This is a genomic window from Cryobacterium sp. MP_3.1 (assembly GCF_035984795.1).
Lineage (GTDB): Bacteria > Actinomycetota > Actinomycetes > Actinomycetales > Microbacteriaceae > Cryobacterium > Cryobacterium zongtaii.
On the sequence record NZ_JAXCHV010000011.1, the window covers coordinates 38,883 to 52,140 of the forward strand.

The 13,258-nt window shown below is 69.7% G+C and carries 17 protein-coding genes, 2 tRNA genes and 1 riboswitch; of the genes, 12 read left to right on the plus strand and 7 right to left on the minus strand.

Annotated elements, in window-relative coordinates:
* Nucleotides 1–72 precede the first annotated feature (72 nt).
* Nucleotides 73–663 (minus strand): TIGR03086 family metal-binding protein, encoded by a 591-nt coding sequence (locus tag RCH12_RS09190; RefSeq protein WP_327016687.1) that lies wholly within the window; start codon nt 661–663, stop codon nt 73–75.
* A gap of 229 nt (nt 664–892) precedes the next feature.
* Between RCH12_RS09190 and RCH12_RS09195 the strand changes: the two genes are divergently transcribed.
* The 9 genes from RCH12_RS09195 to RCH12_RS09235 all read left to right on the plus strand — a co-directional run bounded on the left by RCH12_RS09195 (nt 893) and on the right by RCH12_RS09235 (nt 8,417).
* On the plus strand, nt 893–1,927 hold the full coding sequence (locus RCH12_RS09195; protein ID WP_327016688.1) for an LLM class flavin-dependent oxidoreductase: 1,035 nt from the start codon (nt 893–895) through the stop codon (nt 1,925–1,927).
* Nucleotides 1,928–1,955: 28 nt separating this feature from the next.
* A complete protein-coding gene (locus RCH12_RS09200) occupies nt 1,956–2,573 on the plus strand; it encodes a hypothetical protein (protein ID WP_103432020.1) in 618 nt (205 codons plus the stop codon).
* 84 nt (nt 2,574–2,657) lie between these two features.
* Nucleotides 2,658–3,941, plus strand: a complete 1,284-nt coding sequence (dinB, locus tag RCH12_RS09205) for a DNA polymerase IV (RefSeq protein WP_327016689.1) — start codon at nt 2,658–2,660, stop codon at nt 3,939–3,941.
* A 9-nt stretch (nt 3,942–3,950) separates the two neighbouring features.
* Nucleotides 3,951–4,277, plus strand: coding sequence for a hypothetical protein (locus RCH12_RS09210; protein WP_088456430.1), 327 nt, complete (start codon nt 3,951–3,953; stop codon nt 4,275–4,277).
* Between the two features lie 83 nt (nt 4,278–4,360).
* A riboswitch (TPP riboswitch) is annotated at nt 4,361–4,469 on the plus strand.
* A gap of 107 nt (nt 4,470–4,576) precedes the next feature.
* A complete protein-coding gene (locus RCH12_RS09215) occupies nt 4,577–5,179 on the plus strand; it encodes an ECF transporter S component (RefSeq protein WP_327016690.1) in 603 nt (200 codons plus the stop codon).
* 10 nt (nt 5,180–5,189) lie between these two features.
* On the plus strand, nt 5,190–6,752 hold the full coding sequence (locus RCH12_RS09220; RefSeq protein WP_327016691.1) for an ABC transporter ATP-binding protein: 1,563 nt from the start codon (nt 5,190–5,192) through the stop codon (nt 6,750–6,752).
* Nucleotides 6,749–7,543, plus strand: coding sequence for an energy-coupling factor transporter transmembrane component T family protein (locus RCH12_RS09225; RefSeq protein WP_442784570.1), 795 nt, complete (start codon nt 6,749–6,751; stop codon nt 7,541–7,543). The genes RCH12_RS09220 and RCH12_RS09225 overlap by 4 nt, the downstream gene beginning before the upstream one ends.
* Nucleotides 7,530–8,147 carry an ATP-binding protein gene (locus RCH12_RS09230; protein ID WP_327016692.1) on the plus strand — a complete coding sequence of 206 codons (618 nt, stop codon included), beginning with the start codon at nt 7,530–7,532 and terminating at the stop codon, nt 8,145–8,147. The genes RCH12_RS09225 and RCH12_RS09230 overlap by 14 nt, the downstream gene beginning before the upstream one ends.
* 9 nt (nt 8,148–8,156) lie before the next feature.
* Complete coding sequence (locus tag RCH12_RS09235; RefSeq protein WP_103432016.1) at nt 8,157–8,417, plus strand: hypothetical protein; 261 nt, start codon at nt 8,157–8,159, stop codon at nt 8,415–8,417.
* A gap of 78 nt (nt 8,418–8,495) precedes the next feature.
* Here RCH12_RS09235 and RCH12_RS09240 read toward each other — a convergent pair whose 3' ends face one another.
* From RCH12_RS09240 to orn, 4 genes are all read right to left on the minus strand, one after another.
* On the minus strand, nt 8,496–9,803 hold the full coding sequence (locus RCH12_RS09240) for a D-alanyl-D-alanine carboxypeptidase family protein (protein ID WP_327016693.1): 1,308 nt from the start codon (nt 9,801–9,803) through the stop codon (nt 8,496–8,498).
* Between the two features lie 34 nt (nt 9,804–9,837).
* Complete coding sequence (locus RCH12_RS09245) at nt 9,838–10,188, minus strand: metallopeptidase family protein (RefSeq protein WP_103432014.1); 351 nt, start codon at nt 10,186–10,188, stop codon at nt 9,838–9,840.
* Between the two features lie 67 nt (nt 10,189–10,255).
* Nucleotides 10,256–10,331: transfer RNA gene (locus RCH12_RS09250), tRNA-His, on the minus strand.
* 46 nt (nt 10,332–10,377) lie between these two features.
* Nucleotides 10,378–10,998 (minus strand): oligoribonuclease, encoded by a 621-nt coding sequence (gene orn / locus RCH12_RS09255; RefSeq protein ID WP_088456424.1) that lies wholly within the window; start codon nt 10,996–10,998, stop codon nt 10,378–10,380.
* 74 nt (nt 10,999–11,072) lie between these two features.
* On the opposite strand from orn, the gene RCH12_RS09260 reads away from it, so the two are divergent.
* The 3 genes from RCH12_RS09260 to RCH12_RS09270 all read left to right on the plus strand — a co-directional run bounded on the left by RCH12_RS09260 (nt 11,073) and on the right by RCH12_RS09270 (nt 11,687).
* Entirely contained in the window at nt 11,073–11,291 is a 219-nt protein-coding gene (locus RCH12_RS09260) for an SCO4848 family membrane protein (RefSeq protein ID WP_103432153.1), read from the plus strand.
* Nucleotides 11,292–11,299: 8 nt separating this feature from the next.
* Complete coding sequence (locus RCH12_RS09265; protein WP_103432013.1) at nt 11,300–11,560, plus strand: thioredoxin domain-containing protein; 261 nt, start codon at nt 11,300–11,302, stop codon at nt 11,558–11,560.
* Nucleotides 11,561–11,614: 54 nt separating this feature from the next.
* A tRNA-Arg gene (locus RCH12_RS09270) sits at nt 11,615–11,687 on the plus strand.
* Between the two features lie 55 nt (nt 11,688–11,742).
* Here the strand turns inward: RCH12_RS09270 and RCH12_RS09275 are convergent.
* Nucleotides 11,743–11,970, minus strand: a complete 228-nt coding sequence (locus RCH12_RS09275) for a sulfurtransferase TusA family protein (protein ID WP_088456421.1) — start codon at nt 11,968–11,970, stop codon at nt 11,743–11,745.
* Nucleotides 11,971–12,033: 63 nt separating this feature from the next.
* Complete coding sequence (locus RCH12_RS09280; RefSeq protein ID WP_327016694.1) at nt 12,034–13,122, minus strand: YeeE/YedE family protein; 1,089 nt, start codon at nt 13,120–13,122, stop codon at nt 12,034–12,036.
* Between the last annotated feature and the right edge of the window lie 136 nt (nt 13,123–13,258).

A 13,258-nucleotide genomic window follows, 5' to 3' on the forward strand; every position in this document is an offset into this window, starting at 1 on the left:
CTGGTCCCGGTGTGCCGGGCGCACTTGTCCGAACGAGCAACAGTTGGTCGGCGCGGGCGGACGGGGCGGCGCTCAGCGGCGGTCGTCGCGGCCGGTGAGGGCCAGCAGCCGGGACTGCAGCGGTGCGTCCTCGGGCATCGGAACCGGGGAATCGAAAAGGCCACTGGCCTCCAGCGCATCCCGCTGCGGCTCGAACACCGTCCAGACCGCCTCGATCAGAGCAGAGTCCAGGATCTCGTCGGCCGCCGTCGCCCTGGCCAGGTCCCAGGAGTGAATCGTCACGTCGGAGACCTGCTCGCGCAGGTAGTCCAGCACCGTGACGGTGTCGTAGGAGAGCTGCACCGACGCATCCGGCGACGCCGCCTGCCACGCCGCGGTGGCCAGTGCGGAGTGCGTGTGCCACTCGGAAACGAGGTCGTCCCCGAGCGGGTCGACGCGGCGCCGGGCCTGGTCCAGGGTCAGCCCGGCCAGGAGCGGCGGGATCCACTGCTGCTCCCGAACGACGTGGCGCACCAGATCATCGACGGTCCACTCCTTGTCGGGCGTCGGAGCGTTCCAGTCGTCCACGGCTGCAATGCGCCGGCCGAATTCACGGTGCGCCTGTTTCTGCAGGGTGTACCAGTCGATCGCCGGAGCTGCGCTGGCGGACGTGGTGTCAAGCACAGCATTTTCGGACAGAGTCTTTTCAGGCACAGTGGGCTCACTTCGTTGATTGTCGTGCGGCATCCGCCCAGAGGGGAAAGTCCGTGCTGGGTGCAACGACGTTGGGCGCTCGGGCATTCCGGGTCCGCCGGAAATCTCCCCGCCAGTGCGAGAAGTTCCGCCGTAGAAGCTAGGTTCGACAGAGAACACCGCCGGGCTCTGTCCTCGGCCCTACCGCGACGAGGTCCACATGCCAGCTTCCAATGCCCCGGGTTCCATCGCGGTCATGCTGCCGCGAGACCTGCCCGCGGCGCAGTTCGTGGCTTACGCGCGCCGCGCCGAGGAACTGGGTTTCACCGAGATCTGGGTGGTGGAGGACTGCTTCTTCCGCGGCGGCATCGCCCAAGCTGCGGTGGTTCTGGCCGCCACCACGACCATAGTTGTGGGAATCGGGATCCTGCCCGCCGCGGCCCGGAACCCCGGCTTCGCGACCCTCGAGATCGCCACCCTCGCCGAACTTTTCCCGGGTCGACTGCAGGTGGGCATCGGGCATGGCATGCCCGTCTGGATGCGGCAGACCGGCAGCTGGCCGACCAGCCCCCTGGCCATGCTCGCCGAGAACATCGACCTCATGCGTGCCCTGCTGCGCGGGGCCTCCATCACGACGGCCGGCCGCTACGTCCAGGCGGATGCCGTGGCCTTGGCCGGTCCGCCGTCCACGGTGCCGCCGATCCTCGCGGGCGTGCGCGGACCGAAGTCCCTGCGACTGGCCGGCGCCTGCGCCGACGGGGTGGTGCTGGCCGAGCCCGTCACCCCCGAGTACCTCGCTGCCGCGATCGGTGCCCTCGATGCCGGCCGCGACGCTCCGCCGGAGGGCTTCGGGTTCCCCGGCCTCCGGCCCCCGTCGGATGCCCGCCACGTAGTGGCCTACAACGCGGCCGCCGTCGACGAGGACCCCGTCGTGGCCCGCAATCTGGTGCGCCCGGCTCTGGAGTGGATCGGCGACCCCGATTGGGCCCCGCACATCACGGTGCTGCCCTTCGCGGAGGAGTTCGCCGCCCTGCGCTCGGCCAGCGCCAGCCGGGCTGACTTCGCGGCGGCGATGCCCGAGAGCTGGGTCGATCAGCTCGCGGTGGTCGGCACCGCCGCATCCGCTCGCCGCCGCATCGATGAGCTGCACGCCGCCGGAGCCACGAGCGTTGTCCTCATCCCGGCCGGTCCCGACCCTGTGAAAGCGCTGGAGTCGCTGGCGACGGTCCTGTCGGTCCGGGCGGGTGCCGCCTAGGCTGACACCAAAGCGAAGGAGCAGACTCATGGGATTTCTCGATCGCCTCCTGGGCCGACCCGAACAACCGGAGCCGGCCCGCACCGCGCCGGCCCCGCAGCGCACCGACGACGAGATCGCCGTGGAACGCTACCGGTACCTCTTGCGCACCGCACCGCCGGAGACCATCGAACAGGTGCACACCGAAGCGTTCAGCAAGCTCACCGACGAGCAGCGCGACCTGCTCTTCCAGCAGCTGACCGAGAACGCGATGGAGGGTGAGCGCCCGGCGAACGCCGAACCGGCCACCCTGGCTAGGTCCGCCACCCGGGCCGAACTCCGCCAGCCGGGCACCCTGGACCGGGTCTTCGGCGGCGACCAGGCCGGCGGCCGGCAGGGCCCCGGCTTCGGCAGCATGCTCGGCGCCTCCCTGCTCGGTACCGTGGCCGGCTACGTCGTCGGCTCGGCACTGGTGGGTGCGTTCCTGCCCGATATGGGCGGCGAGGGGGATGCGGCCGGTGACGGCGGCACCGACCCGGGCGCCGAGACCACGGCGGACTCCGGCGATTCCGGCGGCGATTTCGGTGGTGACTCCGGCGGCGGTTTCGGTGGTGACTCCGGCGGATTCGGCGACTTCGGCGGCGGTGGAGATTTCGGCGGTTTCTAGCTCGATGCCGACCCCCTCTGCCTGTACTCTCGAAGGTAGCTTCGAGTTGATTCCGGCCCGAGCGGCAGAAGGGTGTGGTGCGGCGTGAGCAGGCAGGATGGCAGCGACCGGCAGACCACCGGCGCCGACGTCGACGACACAACCGCCACCATGCTGCACATCGACATGGATGCGTTCTTTGCGTCCGTCGAGTTGCTCGACCACCCCGAACTCGTGCACCTGCCCGTCGTCATCGGCCACCGCTCCGGTCGGTCCGTGGTGACCGCAGCCAATTACGTCGCCCGCAAGTACGGCGCCAATTCGGCCATGCCGATGGCCATCGCCCTGCGCCGCTGCCCGGCCGCCATCGTGCTCGAGCCGCACATGGGCCGGTACGTGGAGGTGTCCCGCCAGGTGATGGGCATCTTCACCGACATGACGCCGATGGTCGAGCCGCTCAGTATCGACGAGGCGTTCCTGGATGTCGCGGGCGCCCGGCGTGTGCACGGTTCACCCGCCGAGATCGGGCGGGAGATCCGCGCCCGCGTGTTCGCCGAGACCGGACTCACCTGCTCGGTCGGCGCCGCGTCAACCAAATTCGTGGCCAAGCTCGCCTCCGGACGGGCCAAGCCCGACGGGCTGCTGGTGATCCCCGCGGAGGACACCATCGCTTTCCTGCATCCGCTGCCCGTCGGCGCCCTCTGGGGTGTGGGCGCCAGCACCGAACAGACGCTGCTGGGGCTCGGGCTGCGGCACGTGAGGGATATCGCGCACGCCCCCCTCGAGATGCTGCAGCGTGCCGTCGGCGTCGCCAGTGCGCACAAATTGCACGATTTGTCCTGGGGCATCGACCCGCGCACGATCAACCTCGAACGCGAGGAGAAAAGCGTCGGCCACGAGGTGACCTTCGAGCATGACGTCACCGATGTCGCCCGGTTGCGCAGCGAACTCCTCCGCCAAGCGGATGCGGTGGCCGCCAAGCTGCGCGGCAACGGCCTCGTCGCGCGCACCGTGGTGCTCAAGCTCCGCTACGCCGACTTCAGCACGGTGACCCGGTCGCGCACCCTGGCCGAGCCCACCAACGTGGGCCGGCGGATCTACGAGGAGGTCGCCGCGAGCTTCGACGTGCTCGCCGCCCGCGGAATCCGGGTGCGCCTGATCGGGGTGCGGGCCGAGCAACTCGGCTCCGGCGACGGCGCCGGCATGGGACTGTGGGACGATGACGACGACTGGCGGGAAGCCGAACTGGCCGTGGACACCGTCACCGCCCGGTTCGGTCGGGGGATCGTGCGGCCGGCCTCGCAGCTGGGCGGCGGGAGCGCTCCGAAGCGCGATGTGCATCCGTTCGGAACACCGAACGCCGCGACGCCGCAGGGGGAGGGGGAGTAGCCTCTCACCATGACTAATCTCGCCTTGAAGCTCGCAGAAAACGCACGATCCATCGGCGTCAGGTCGGCTTACGGAGACCCCGTGCAGATCGAGGGCGTCACCATCGTTCCGGTGGCCCTGGTGCAGTACGGCTTCGGCGGTGGCGGCGAAGGTGACGAGTCCGCGGCGGCCGGCGGTGGCGGCGGTGGCATGGCCATCCCGATCGGCGCATACGTGAAGTCCGGCGGAGCGGCCCGCTTCGAACCGAATGTGATTTCGCTGCTGGCCGTCGGCATCCCCTTCGTCTGGGTCGCCGGCAAGGCCATCGCGCGGATCATCCGCGCGCTCAAGCGCTAGCACCCGCAGCGAGATCGTCGCGCGCAGAAAATGTCGCGCGACGACGTGCAGTGCCCGGATGCGCCCGGGGAGTTCTATACTCGAAGCTGAACACGGGAGTCCGGTGAACCGGGCTGAGAGGAAGCTACTTCAGCTTCGACCGTCGAACCTGATCTGGATCATGCCAGCGCAGGGAGGCTTCTCAATCCCGTGCCCAGTATTCCTCTACGGAAAGGGCACGTACAGTGCACGCGTCAATCAACACCCAGTCTTCCAGGACTTCGTCCGCCGCCACTCCCGCCACGTCGCGTAAACCGCGGGTGCTGAAATGGCGGGTCGTCGACATCGTCGTGGCCAGCGTCATCGGCGTCGCCAGCGGCGTGATCTTCTGGGCATGGGGCCTGGCCTGGTCGCCGCTGAGCGCGCTCCTGGCCTTCACCCCCGGGCTCGAAGGGCTCCTGGCCGGCGGCTGGCTGTTCGCCGGGGTGCTCGGCGGGCTCATCATCCGCAAGCCCGGTGCGGCCGTCTACACCGAGGTCGTCGCCGCCGTCGTCTCGATGCTCATCGGCACCCAGTGGGGCTTCTCCACCCTGATCTGGGGTGTCGTCGAGGGGCTGGGCGCGGAGATCGTGCTGGCCCTGTTCGTGTACGCCAACTGGCGCCTGGGCGTCGCCCTCCTGGCCGGCGCCGGCGCCGGCATCGCCGTGGGTCTGCTCGACACCACCTTCACCAGCTACGCGGCCCTCGACATCGGGCCCAAGATCGTCTACCTGGTTTCCGCCGTCGTCTCCGGCACAGTGCTCGCGGGGCTGCTGTCCTGGCTGGCAGTGCGCGGACTCGCCCGCACCGGCGCGCTGAGCAGGTTCGCCGCCGGTCGCGAATCGGGCCGGACCGACCGGGTCGACACCCAGCCCGCCCGGTGACCCGCACCGGATGCCCGCTCCGCGTCGCCGAGGCCCGGCCGTGACAGGCGCCAGGGTCACGGCCTCCGGCTGGGGCTGGCGGCACGCCGGCCGGTCCCGCCCGGCGGTCTCCGGGCTCGATCTCGACATCCGCCCGGGGGAGCGGGTGCTCGTGCTCGGACCCAGCGGCGCCGGCAAGAGCACACTGATGCACGCTCTCGCCGGTGTGCTCGGCGATGACGAGGACGGCGACGAGACCGGCGAACTCCTCATCGACGGCCGCCGCCCCAGCGCGTCCCGCGGCCGGGTGGGCCTGGTGCTACAGGACCCGGACTCCCAGGTCGTGCTCGCCAGGGTGGGCGACGACGTCGCCTTCGGCTGTGAGAACCTCGCCGTTCCGCGCGCCGAAATCTGGCCGCGAGTCGGTCAGGCCCTCGCTGACGTGGGCCTGGACCTGCCTCTGCGCCACCCGACCAGCGCGCTCAGCGGCGGCCAGAAGCAGCGCCTGGCCCTGGCCGGGGTGCTGGCCATGCGCCCGGGCCTGGTGCTGCTGGACGAACCCACCGCCAACCTCGACCCTGACGGTGTCGTCGAGGTGCGCGACGCCGTGCTGCGCTCCGTGGAGGCGTCGGGTGCGACCCTCATCGTGATCGAGCACCGCGTCGCGGTCTGGGAGCACGTCGTGGACCGCATCGTGGTGCTCGACCCGGCCGGGGGCATTCTCGCCGACGGACCCACCGACAGCGTACTCAGCGCCGAAGGGGAACGGCTCGCCACCGCCGGAGTGTGGATACCCCGGTTCCCACCCGCGACGCCCGACCGGCGCCCCCGCTCCCACGCTCCCGGCGCGGAGGTCCTGCTCAGCGCCGATGACCTCGCCGTCGGACGGGTGCCGTTCGCCCGCAGACAGGCCGTCGTCGTCGCACAGGGCCTCGACCTCGCCCTGCACGCCGGCACGGCCACGGCTCTCACCGGACCCAACGGCACCGGCAAGTCGACTCTCGCGCTCACCCTGGCCGGGCTTCTCGCCCCCGCCGGCGGGCGGTTGACCGCAACGGATGCCCTCGCCGCGGGACTCGGGCCGCTCCCGCACCGATGGCGTTCCCGCGACCTGCTGGCGCGCATCGGTACCGTCTTCCAGGACCCCGAGCACCAGTTCCTCGCCGGGAGCGTGCGTGCCGAGCTCACCATCGGCCCCCGCGCCCTCGGTCTGGCCGGGGCCGAGCAAACGGAGCGAGTGGACGCGCTGCTGCACAGACTGCGGCTGGACCACCTCGCCGACGCCAACCCGTTCACTCTGTCCGGCGGCGAGAAGCGTCGGCTGTCCGTGGCGACGGTGCTGGCGACCCGGCCGCGGCTGCTCGTGCTCGACGAACCCACCTTCGGGCAGGACTCCCGCACCTGGGCCGAGCTGGTGCGCCTCCTCGCCGAACTGCTGGACACCGGCACCGCCGTCCTGGCGGTCACGCACGATGAGCAGTTCGTGGCCGCGCTGGCGGATGCGCGCCTCACCCTGGTGCCGGGAACCGGGCCGGCGAGTGGCCGTAGCGTGACCGCCGGGCTGCGCGCGCCCGCCGGAAGGGAGGCGTCGTGAGCCTGATGACGCCGGAGATCCGGCCCAGTGCGATCGCCGGAGTGAACCCGGTCGCCAAACTCGCCGTGGCGCTGCTGATCAGCTGCGCCCTGATGCTGTCCATCGATTGGGTCTCGGCCGCGGTCGCCCTCGCACTCGAGGCTGTGCTGCTGGCCTGGTGCGGGCTGAGCGCCCGCCAGTTCTGGCTTCGCACCGCACCGGTGTGGATCGCCGTTCCCTTCGCCGTGCTCACCACCGTGCTCTACGGACAGGACTCCGGCGCCATGCTGTTCAGCGCCGGCTTCGTATCGGTGACCGAGGGGTCCGTGGCCCTGGCCCTGGCGATCGGGTTGCGGATCCTGGCCATCGGCATCCCCGGGATCGTGCTGTTGGCCACCACCGATCCCACCGACCTCGGCGACGGCCTCGCGCAGGTGCTGCGCCTGCCGGCCCGGTTCGTGCTCGGCGCCCTGGCCGGGCTGCGCCTGGTGGGCATGTTCATCGACGACTGGCACTCCCTGGCCCTGGCCAGGCGGGCCCGCGGGGTGGGCGACGGCGGCGGCCTGCGCGGCCGCGCCCGCCGGTTCGGCGGACTCGCCTTCGCTCTGCTGGTTCTTTCGGTGCGACGGGGCAGCAAACTCGCCACGGCCATGGAGGCCCGGGGTTTCGGCAGCGACGAACCGCGCACCTGGGCCAGGGAGTCGGTCTTCGGCGTGCGCGACACACTGGTCGTCCTCATCGGGGCTGCCATCGCCGCCGCGGCGATCTCGGCAGCCGTTCTGGCGGGGACGTGGCATTTTGTGCTCGCCTGACCTGGTCGCACCGGTGCTCGCCGCCGTCAGGGCGCTGAACCGCAATCCAGTCGGCGACCGGGCCGTGATCCTCATCGACGGTCCCAGCGGCGCGGGCAAGAGCACCCTCGCCGACGCCGTGCTGGCCGCCTGGCCGGGACCGGTGGCGCCGACACTGGTGCGCCTCGATGACATCTACCCGGGCTGGGGCGGGCTGGACGCCGCCATCGACCACGTCGGCCGGCTGGTGCTCGGCGCCCGGCACGCCGGCCGGCCGGCCGCCTGGCAGCGGTACGACTGGGCGGCGGCGGTCCCGGCCGAATGGCATAGCGTCGACCCCGACCGGCCGCTCGTGATCGAGGGCTGCGGTGCCCTGGCCCGGGCGCATGCGTCCCTGAGCGACGTCAGGGTGTGGCTGGATGCCGACGACGGCATCCGCAAGCGGCGGGCGTTGGCCCGCGACGGCGGCGGGTTCGAGGCGCACTGGGACCAGTGGCAGCACGACTGGGAGTCCTACCGAGCCCGGGAGCGGCCCCAACTATCGGCCGGCGTCAGTCTCACGGGCACCCCGCCGGGCGCGGACGCTCCGGCGGCGCCTGAGGCGAAAACCGGGCCTGAGCAGTAAGTTGGGGTCATGACTACCCCGCAGAGTGAGAACACCGAGTACACCGTGGAATTCATCGACGGCCCCCTCGAGGGCCAGACCGACAGCCGGGTGCTCCTGCACGGCAAGCATGACGCCCGGATCAGCATGGTCGCCGCCGTCGACAGCATGGAATCGCTGTTCTGGTACGACGAGGTCGACAGCCGAGAGGTGCAGGGCAAGCTGCACGTGCGTTACGCCTTCGACTCGTCGGACAGCGATCCCGTCGAATCGGACGACGCTCCGGTCTGAACCGGTCACGCCGAACCGGTCACGCCGAACCGCTGACGCCGAACCGCTGACGCCGAACCGCTGACGCCGAACCGCTGACTACCAGCTGGCGACGAGGGCGCTGACCACGGGGACCGGGTGCAGCAGGCGCCAGCCCGGACCCGGGTCGGTCAGACTGGTGTCGAGTTCCAACGTCGACGAGACGCTCTCACCGAACGCATCCACCGTGACCCGGCCGATCTTGGCTCCCGCACGGCCCGTCGTGACGTCGTCGAGCGTCACGACAGGGTCGGTGCCGGCGGCGGCCTGCCAGCCGAATCGGGTCTTGGGGGTGGCGACGACGGCATCGGCCGAATCGCCCCACGCCGTCGTGAGGGTCGCGTATCCGTCACCCTCCGCCAGGATCGGAAGCTCCGTGACCCCGGCCCGCGCCGACGCCATCAGGGCCGTCAGGTCGGCCGTGAGGGTGTCGTAGTCCGGTTCGCCCAGGAAGGCACCCGCGAAGGTGAAGGCCTTCTCGCCGGCGACGACGGTGCCGGTGAAGAGGAAGCAGACCCCGCCGGAGTCGGTGTAGCTGCGCGAGATACCGGTGATGCCCTCTTCGGGCAGGTACTCCGTGGTGTTCCTGACGCCGCGCTGGCCGACCAGAGCGGATGCCGGCTGCGCGATGATGTCCGCGATCACGGGGTTCGTCGCGGCCAGGCCCGCGACGCGCGCCAAGTCGGTGCCGGTCCCGGCGCTGCCGTCGAGGAGGCCGTTGGCGTCGACCACCGTGGTGTTCGGCATGCCGTTGGCGGCCAGCCAGGCGTTGGCGGCGGTGAGGTAGGCATCGACGGAGCCGAACGCCCAACGGGCCAGGGTGTCGGCGTGGTTATTGCTGGAGCCGAGGATCATGGCCTGCAGCATCTCGCGCTCGGTCCAGCTCTCGCCGGGGAACACGATGACGGTGCGGGCATCCTGGGCCGTGTAGTCGAGGTAGTCCTGGTAGTCGGCGGTGACCAGGGAGTAGGCCGGTCCGGGTTCGCCGGCCGCGAGGGGCTTGGCGTCCAGCACGACGAGGGCCGTGATGATCTTGGCGGCGGATGCCATCGGCACCGGGTCGTTGCCGCCGCCGATGGCAATGGTGTCCACGCCGAGCGTCGCGGGTGCAGGCTCGGCGGCGTCGCCGCCGGTCGCGGTGTCGTCCGTAGCGGTGTCGTCCACTGCGGTGACGGCGAGCAGGCCGCTGGAGCCGGCGGCGGGCAGCACCGGGGTGGACGCCGGCACGGCGCTGGTCGGCGCGGTGACGGTGACCGTGGCGCTGGGCAGCGGGCCGAGCAAGGTGGCCGGCCCGTACACGCCGATCATCAAGATCACGAGAGTTCCCACCGAGATGCCGAGGACACGGCCAGGTCGAAATCTACTCATGGTTCAGGGTAGCCGACCGCGCTCAGGCTGCGGCTCACGCCCAACCCAGCTCGTGCAGCCTGTCGTCGTCGATGCCGTAGAAATGAGCGATCTCGTGAACAAGGGTCACGTGAACCTCGTCGCGCAGCTCGTCCAGATCCTCGACGATGGCCAGCAGCGGCTCACGGAACAGAATGATGCGGTCGGGCATCTCGCCGAAACCGTACTGGCCGCGTTCGGTGAGGGCAACGCCGTCGTAGAGGCCGAGGGTGTCCAGGGTGCCGTCCTCCGGACGGTCCTCGACGACGAAGATCACGTTCTCGAGGCCGTCGACCATGTCGTCGGGGAGCAGGTCGAGCTGATCGATGACGAGGCGTTCGAAGTCGTCGTGGCTGAGCGTGAGCATCCACTCAGCATGCCATGTGGTGCACGCAAAAAGTCCCGGCCTGTCGGGCCGGGACTTCTTGTTTCTTTGGGGTGAGTAACGGGGCTTGAACCCGCGACCTCCTGGACCACAACCAGGCGCTCTACCAGCTGAGCTATACCCACCAAGTGCCGCTCCACTTTCTCAAGCGAAGGCAACTCAAGAATTCTATTACACGTTTTGGGTGAAGATGTTCACAACGGCCGTTGCGTGCGATTTTGCTTCCGCACTCGTGGGTCCGGGGTCGGCCACGAAGACGCTCTTGCGGTAGTAGGCGAGCTCGCGGATGGACTCGAGGATGTCGGCGAGGGCGCGGTGGCCGCCGTCCTTGGCCGGCGCGTTGAAGTAAGCCCGCGGGAACCAGCGGTGCGCGAGTTCCTTGATCGAGGACACGTCGACGTTGCGGTAGTGCAGCTGCTTGTCCAGGCGCGGCATGTACCGGGTCAGGAACGCCCGGTCGGTGCCGATCGAGTTTCCGGCCAGGGGCGCGCGCTGGTCTTCGGGAACGAAACGCAGGACGTACTCGAGCACCTGGTACTCGGCCTCGGCCACACTCACGCCGTTGGGGATCTCCTCGATCAGGCCGGAGGACGTGTGCATGTTGCGCACGAAGTCGCCCATGTTCGCCAGGGCGGAGGCGTCGGGCTTGATCACGATGTCGAGGCCGGGGTCGAGAATATTGAGGTCGAAGTCGGTGACGACCACCGCAATCTCCACCAATTCGTCATTGTTGATGTCGAGCCCGGTCATTTCACAATCGATCCATACCAACCGGTCACTGCTGTTTGTCATGGGGCGAGTCTAGCGGTGGGCCCCGACGCGGCTCCCTGATCGGCTCGCGGCCCGGCGCTCGTAGACTGATGATGATGCTTACAACACTCGCCATCCTGCTTCTGCTCAACGCCGTCTGGAACGTCGTGGTCTGGCCACGCTTCTACAAGAGGGTCAGTCAGGACGGCAGGGCGCGGGATGCGGCCGGCAAGCCGACGTCGTTCCTGATCGTGCACGCGGTGCTGGTCGGGGTGTCGCTGCTGCTGGCGGCGGCTTCCGCGGTTGTGGCCGTTCTCGCCCTGGTCAACGGTTAGGAGCCGTCATGGAACTCATTTTCTTCTCCTCGGCATTCTGCGAGCCGTGCCTGCAGACCCGTGCCGTTCTGGCCGAGGTCGAACGACTGGTGCCGGCCGCCTCGGTGCGCGAGCTCGATGTGGCGCACGACAATGCCGAGGCCGAGGCCGCCGGAATCCGCAACACTCCCACGATCATCGTGCAGAACGCCGCCGGCGACGAGGTGTTCCGCGCCACGGGCGTTCCGACCCTCGCTCAGGTGCTCGTCGCAACGGCCAAGGCACTCTGAACGCGACGCCGCGGGGGCAGCGGTCCGGACTGCGGTATCGTTGAAGCGCTATGCGCCCCCGTAGCTCAGGGGATAGAGCAGGAGCCTTCTAATCTCTTTGTCGCAGGTTCGAATCCTGCCGGGGGCACAGCGAAACCCCGCCGGTCCTGCCGGCGGGGTTGTTTTTTTCCGGCCGGCGGGGCTCAGGCCTTCTGCACCGTGATGGTCCATGCCGCGCTGCCGACCCTGTCGAAGTTCGTCACGGGGTAGCCGGCTTCCGCCGCCCACCGCGGCAGTGCATCCGTCGCCTGGGTGCAGTCGAAGTTGATCACCAGCTCGTCGCCGATCGCCAGCAGGGCGATGGCTTCCTTGGCCTCCACGAGGGGGAACGGGCAGACCTGGCCGTCGGTTTCGAGAACGTGCTGAGCCATGATGGTTGTCTCCTTGCTGATCGGAACGGGGTGCTGCTCGGAAGTGGTGCGGTCATCGGACCGTCAGGAGCGCACCGATGCAGGCGCGGGCGCGGCGGGCGCGGCTGCCTGGCCGGCGGCCGCCAGCCGGGCCTTGGACGGTCCCGTGATGAACAGACGGGTCGCAGCGCCCACTCCCACGATCATGAACGCGAACGCCACCCAGCCCTGCAGCTGGAAGGTGGCGGTGTTGACCATCGCGTTGCCGATGGTGCAGCCGCCGGCCAGGCTGGCGCCGATGCCCATCAGCGCACCGCCGCCGATGCTGCGCACAGTGGTGAGTGCATCGGGAATCCGCACCCGGAATTCGCCGCTGGCCTTCGCGGCGATGAAGGAGCCCAGCAGGATGCCGATGACGAGGTAGACCCCCCAGTCGATCACTTCGGCGTCGCCGGCGACGAGGTAGTTGACGATGCTCGACGAGGGGCCCGTGATGCCCAGGCCCGTCTCGCGGCCGGTTGCCCAACTGAGCGGCCACGCGAGAATGGCGAGGACTCCGATGACCAGGGCGGTGCTGAAGGCACCCCACTGCTTCTCGAAGAGCAGGTGGGCGATGCCCCTCCTCCGAGCGGGCAGGGCGGCCATCGGTGCGGCCGGACGGCGACGCAGGTGATGGCGGGCCAGTGCGGCCACTGCAACGGCGAGAACCGCCACGAGGAGCCATGGTGACACGCCGAGGACGCCGTGCACCGTGGACGCCTCGACCGTGACACCGCGGGCGGCGGTAACGGCGGGGGCGAGCGCACCGGTCTTGGACACGGCGGAGAACAGCGCGTAGAAGATCAGGGCCAGCCAGCTGCCCACCAGGCCCTCACCGGCGCGGTAGTACGTTCCCGTCGCGCAACCGCCGGCCAGAACGATGGCAAACCCGAAGATGAAGGCCCCGCCGATGGTGGAGAGCCACGGGAACGGGCCGGAAGACAATGCGATGACGTCCAGGGCGTCCAGGGTGAAAACGCCCACGCTCTGCACGGCGATGACGATGAGGAACGCGGTGAGCCACCTCGTGTTGCCCGTGACCCACAGGTCCCGGAACGCCCCCGTCACACAGAACCGCCCCCGCTGCATGACAAATCCGAGGGCTATCCCGACGAGCAATCCGGTGACCAGCATGCAGCTTCCCCATTCGTTTCACCTCCAACGCGGTGTCGGAAGCACTTACGACGCTACGAGTGCGGCCGAGCGGACCGGGCCAATGAGTCGCCGTGTGACCGGGCGGATGTGCAGGCGTCCCTCAGACATCCGCCCG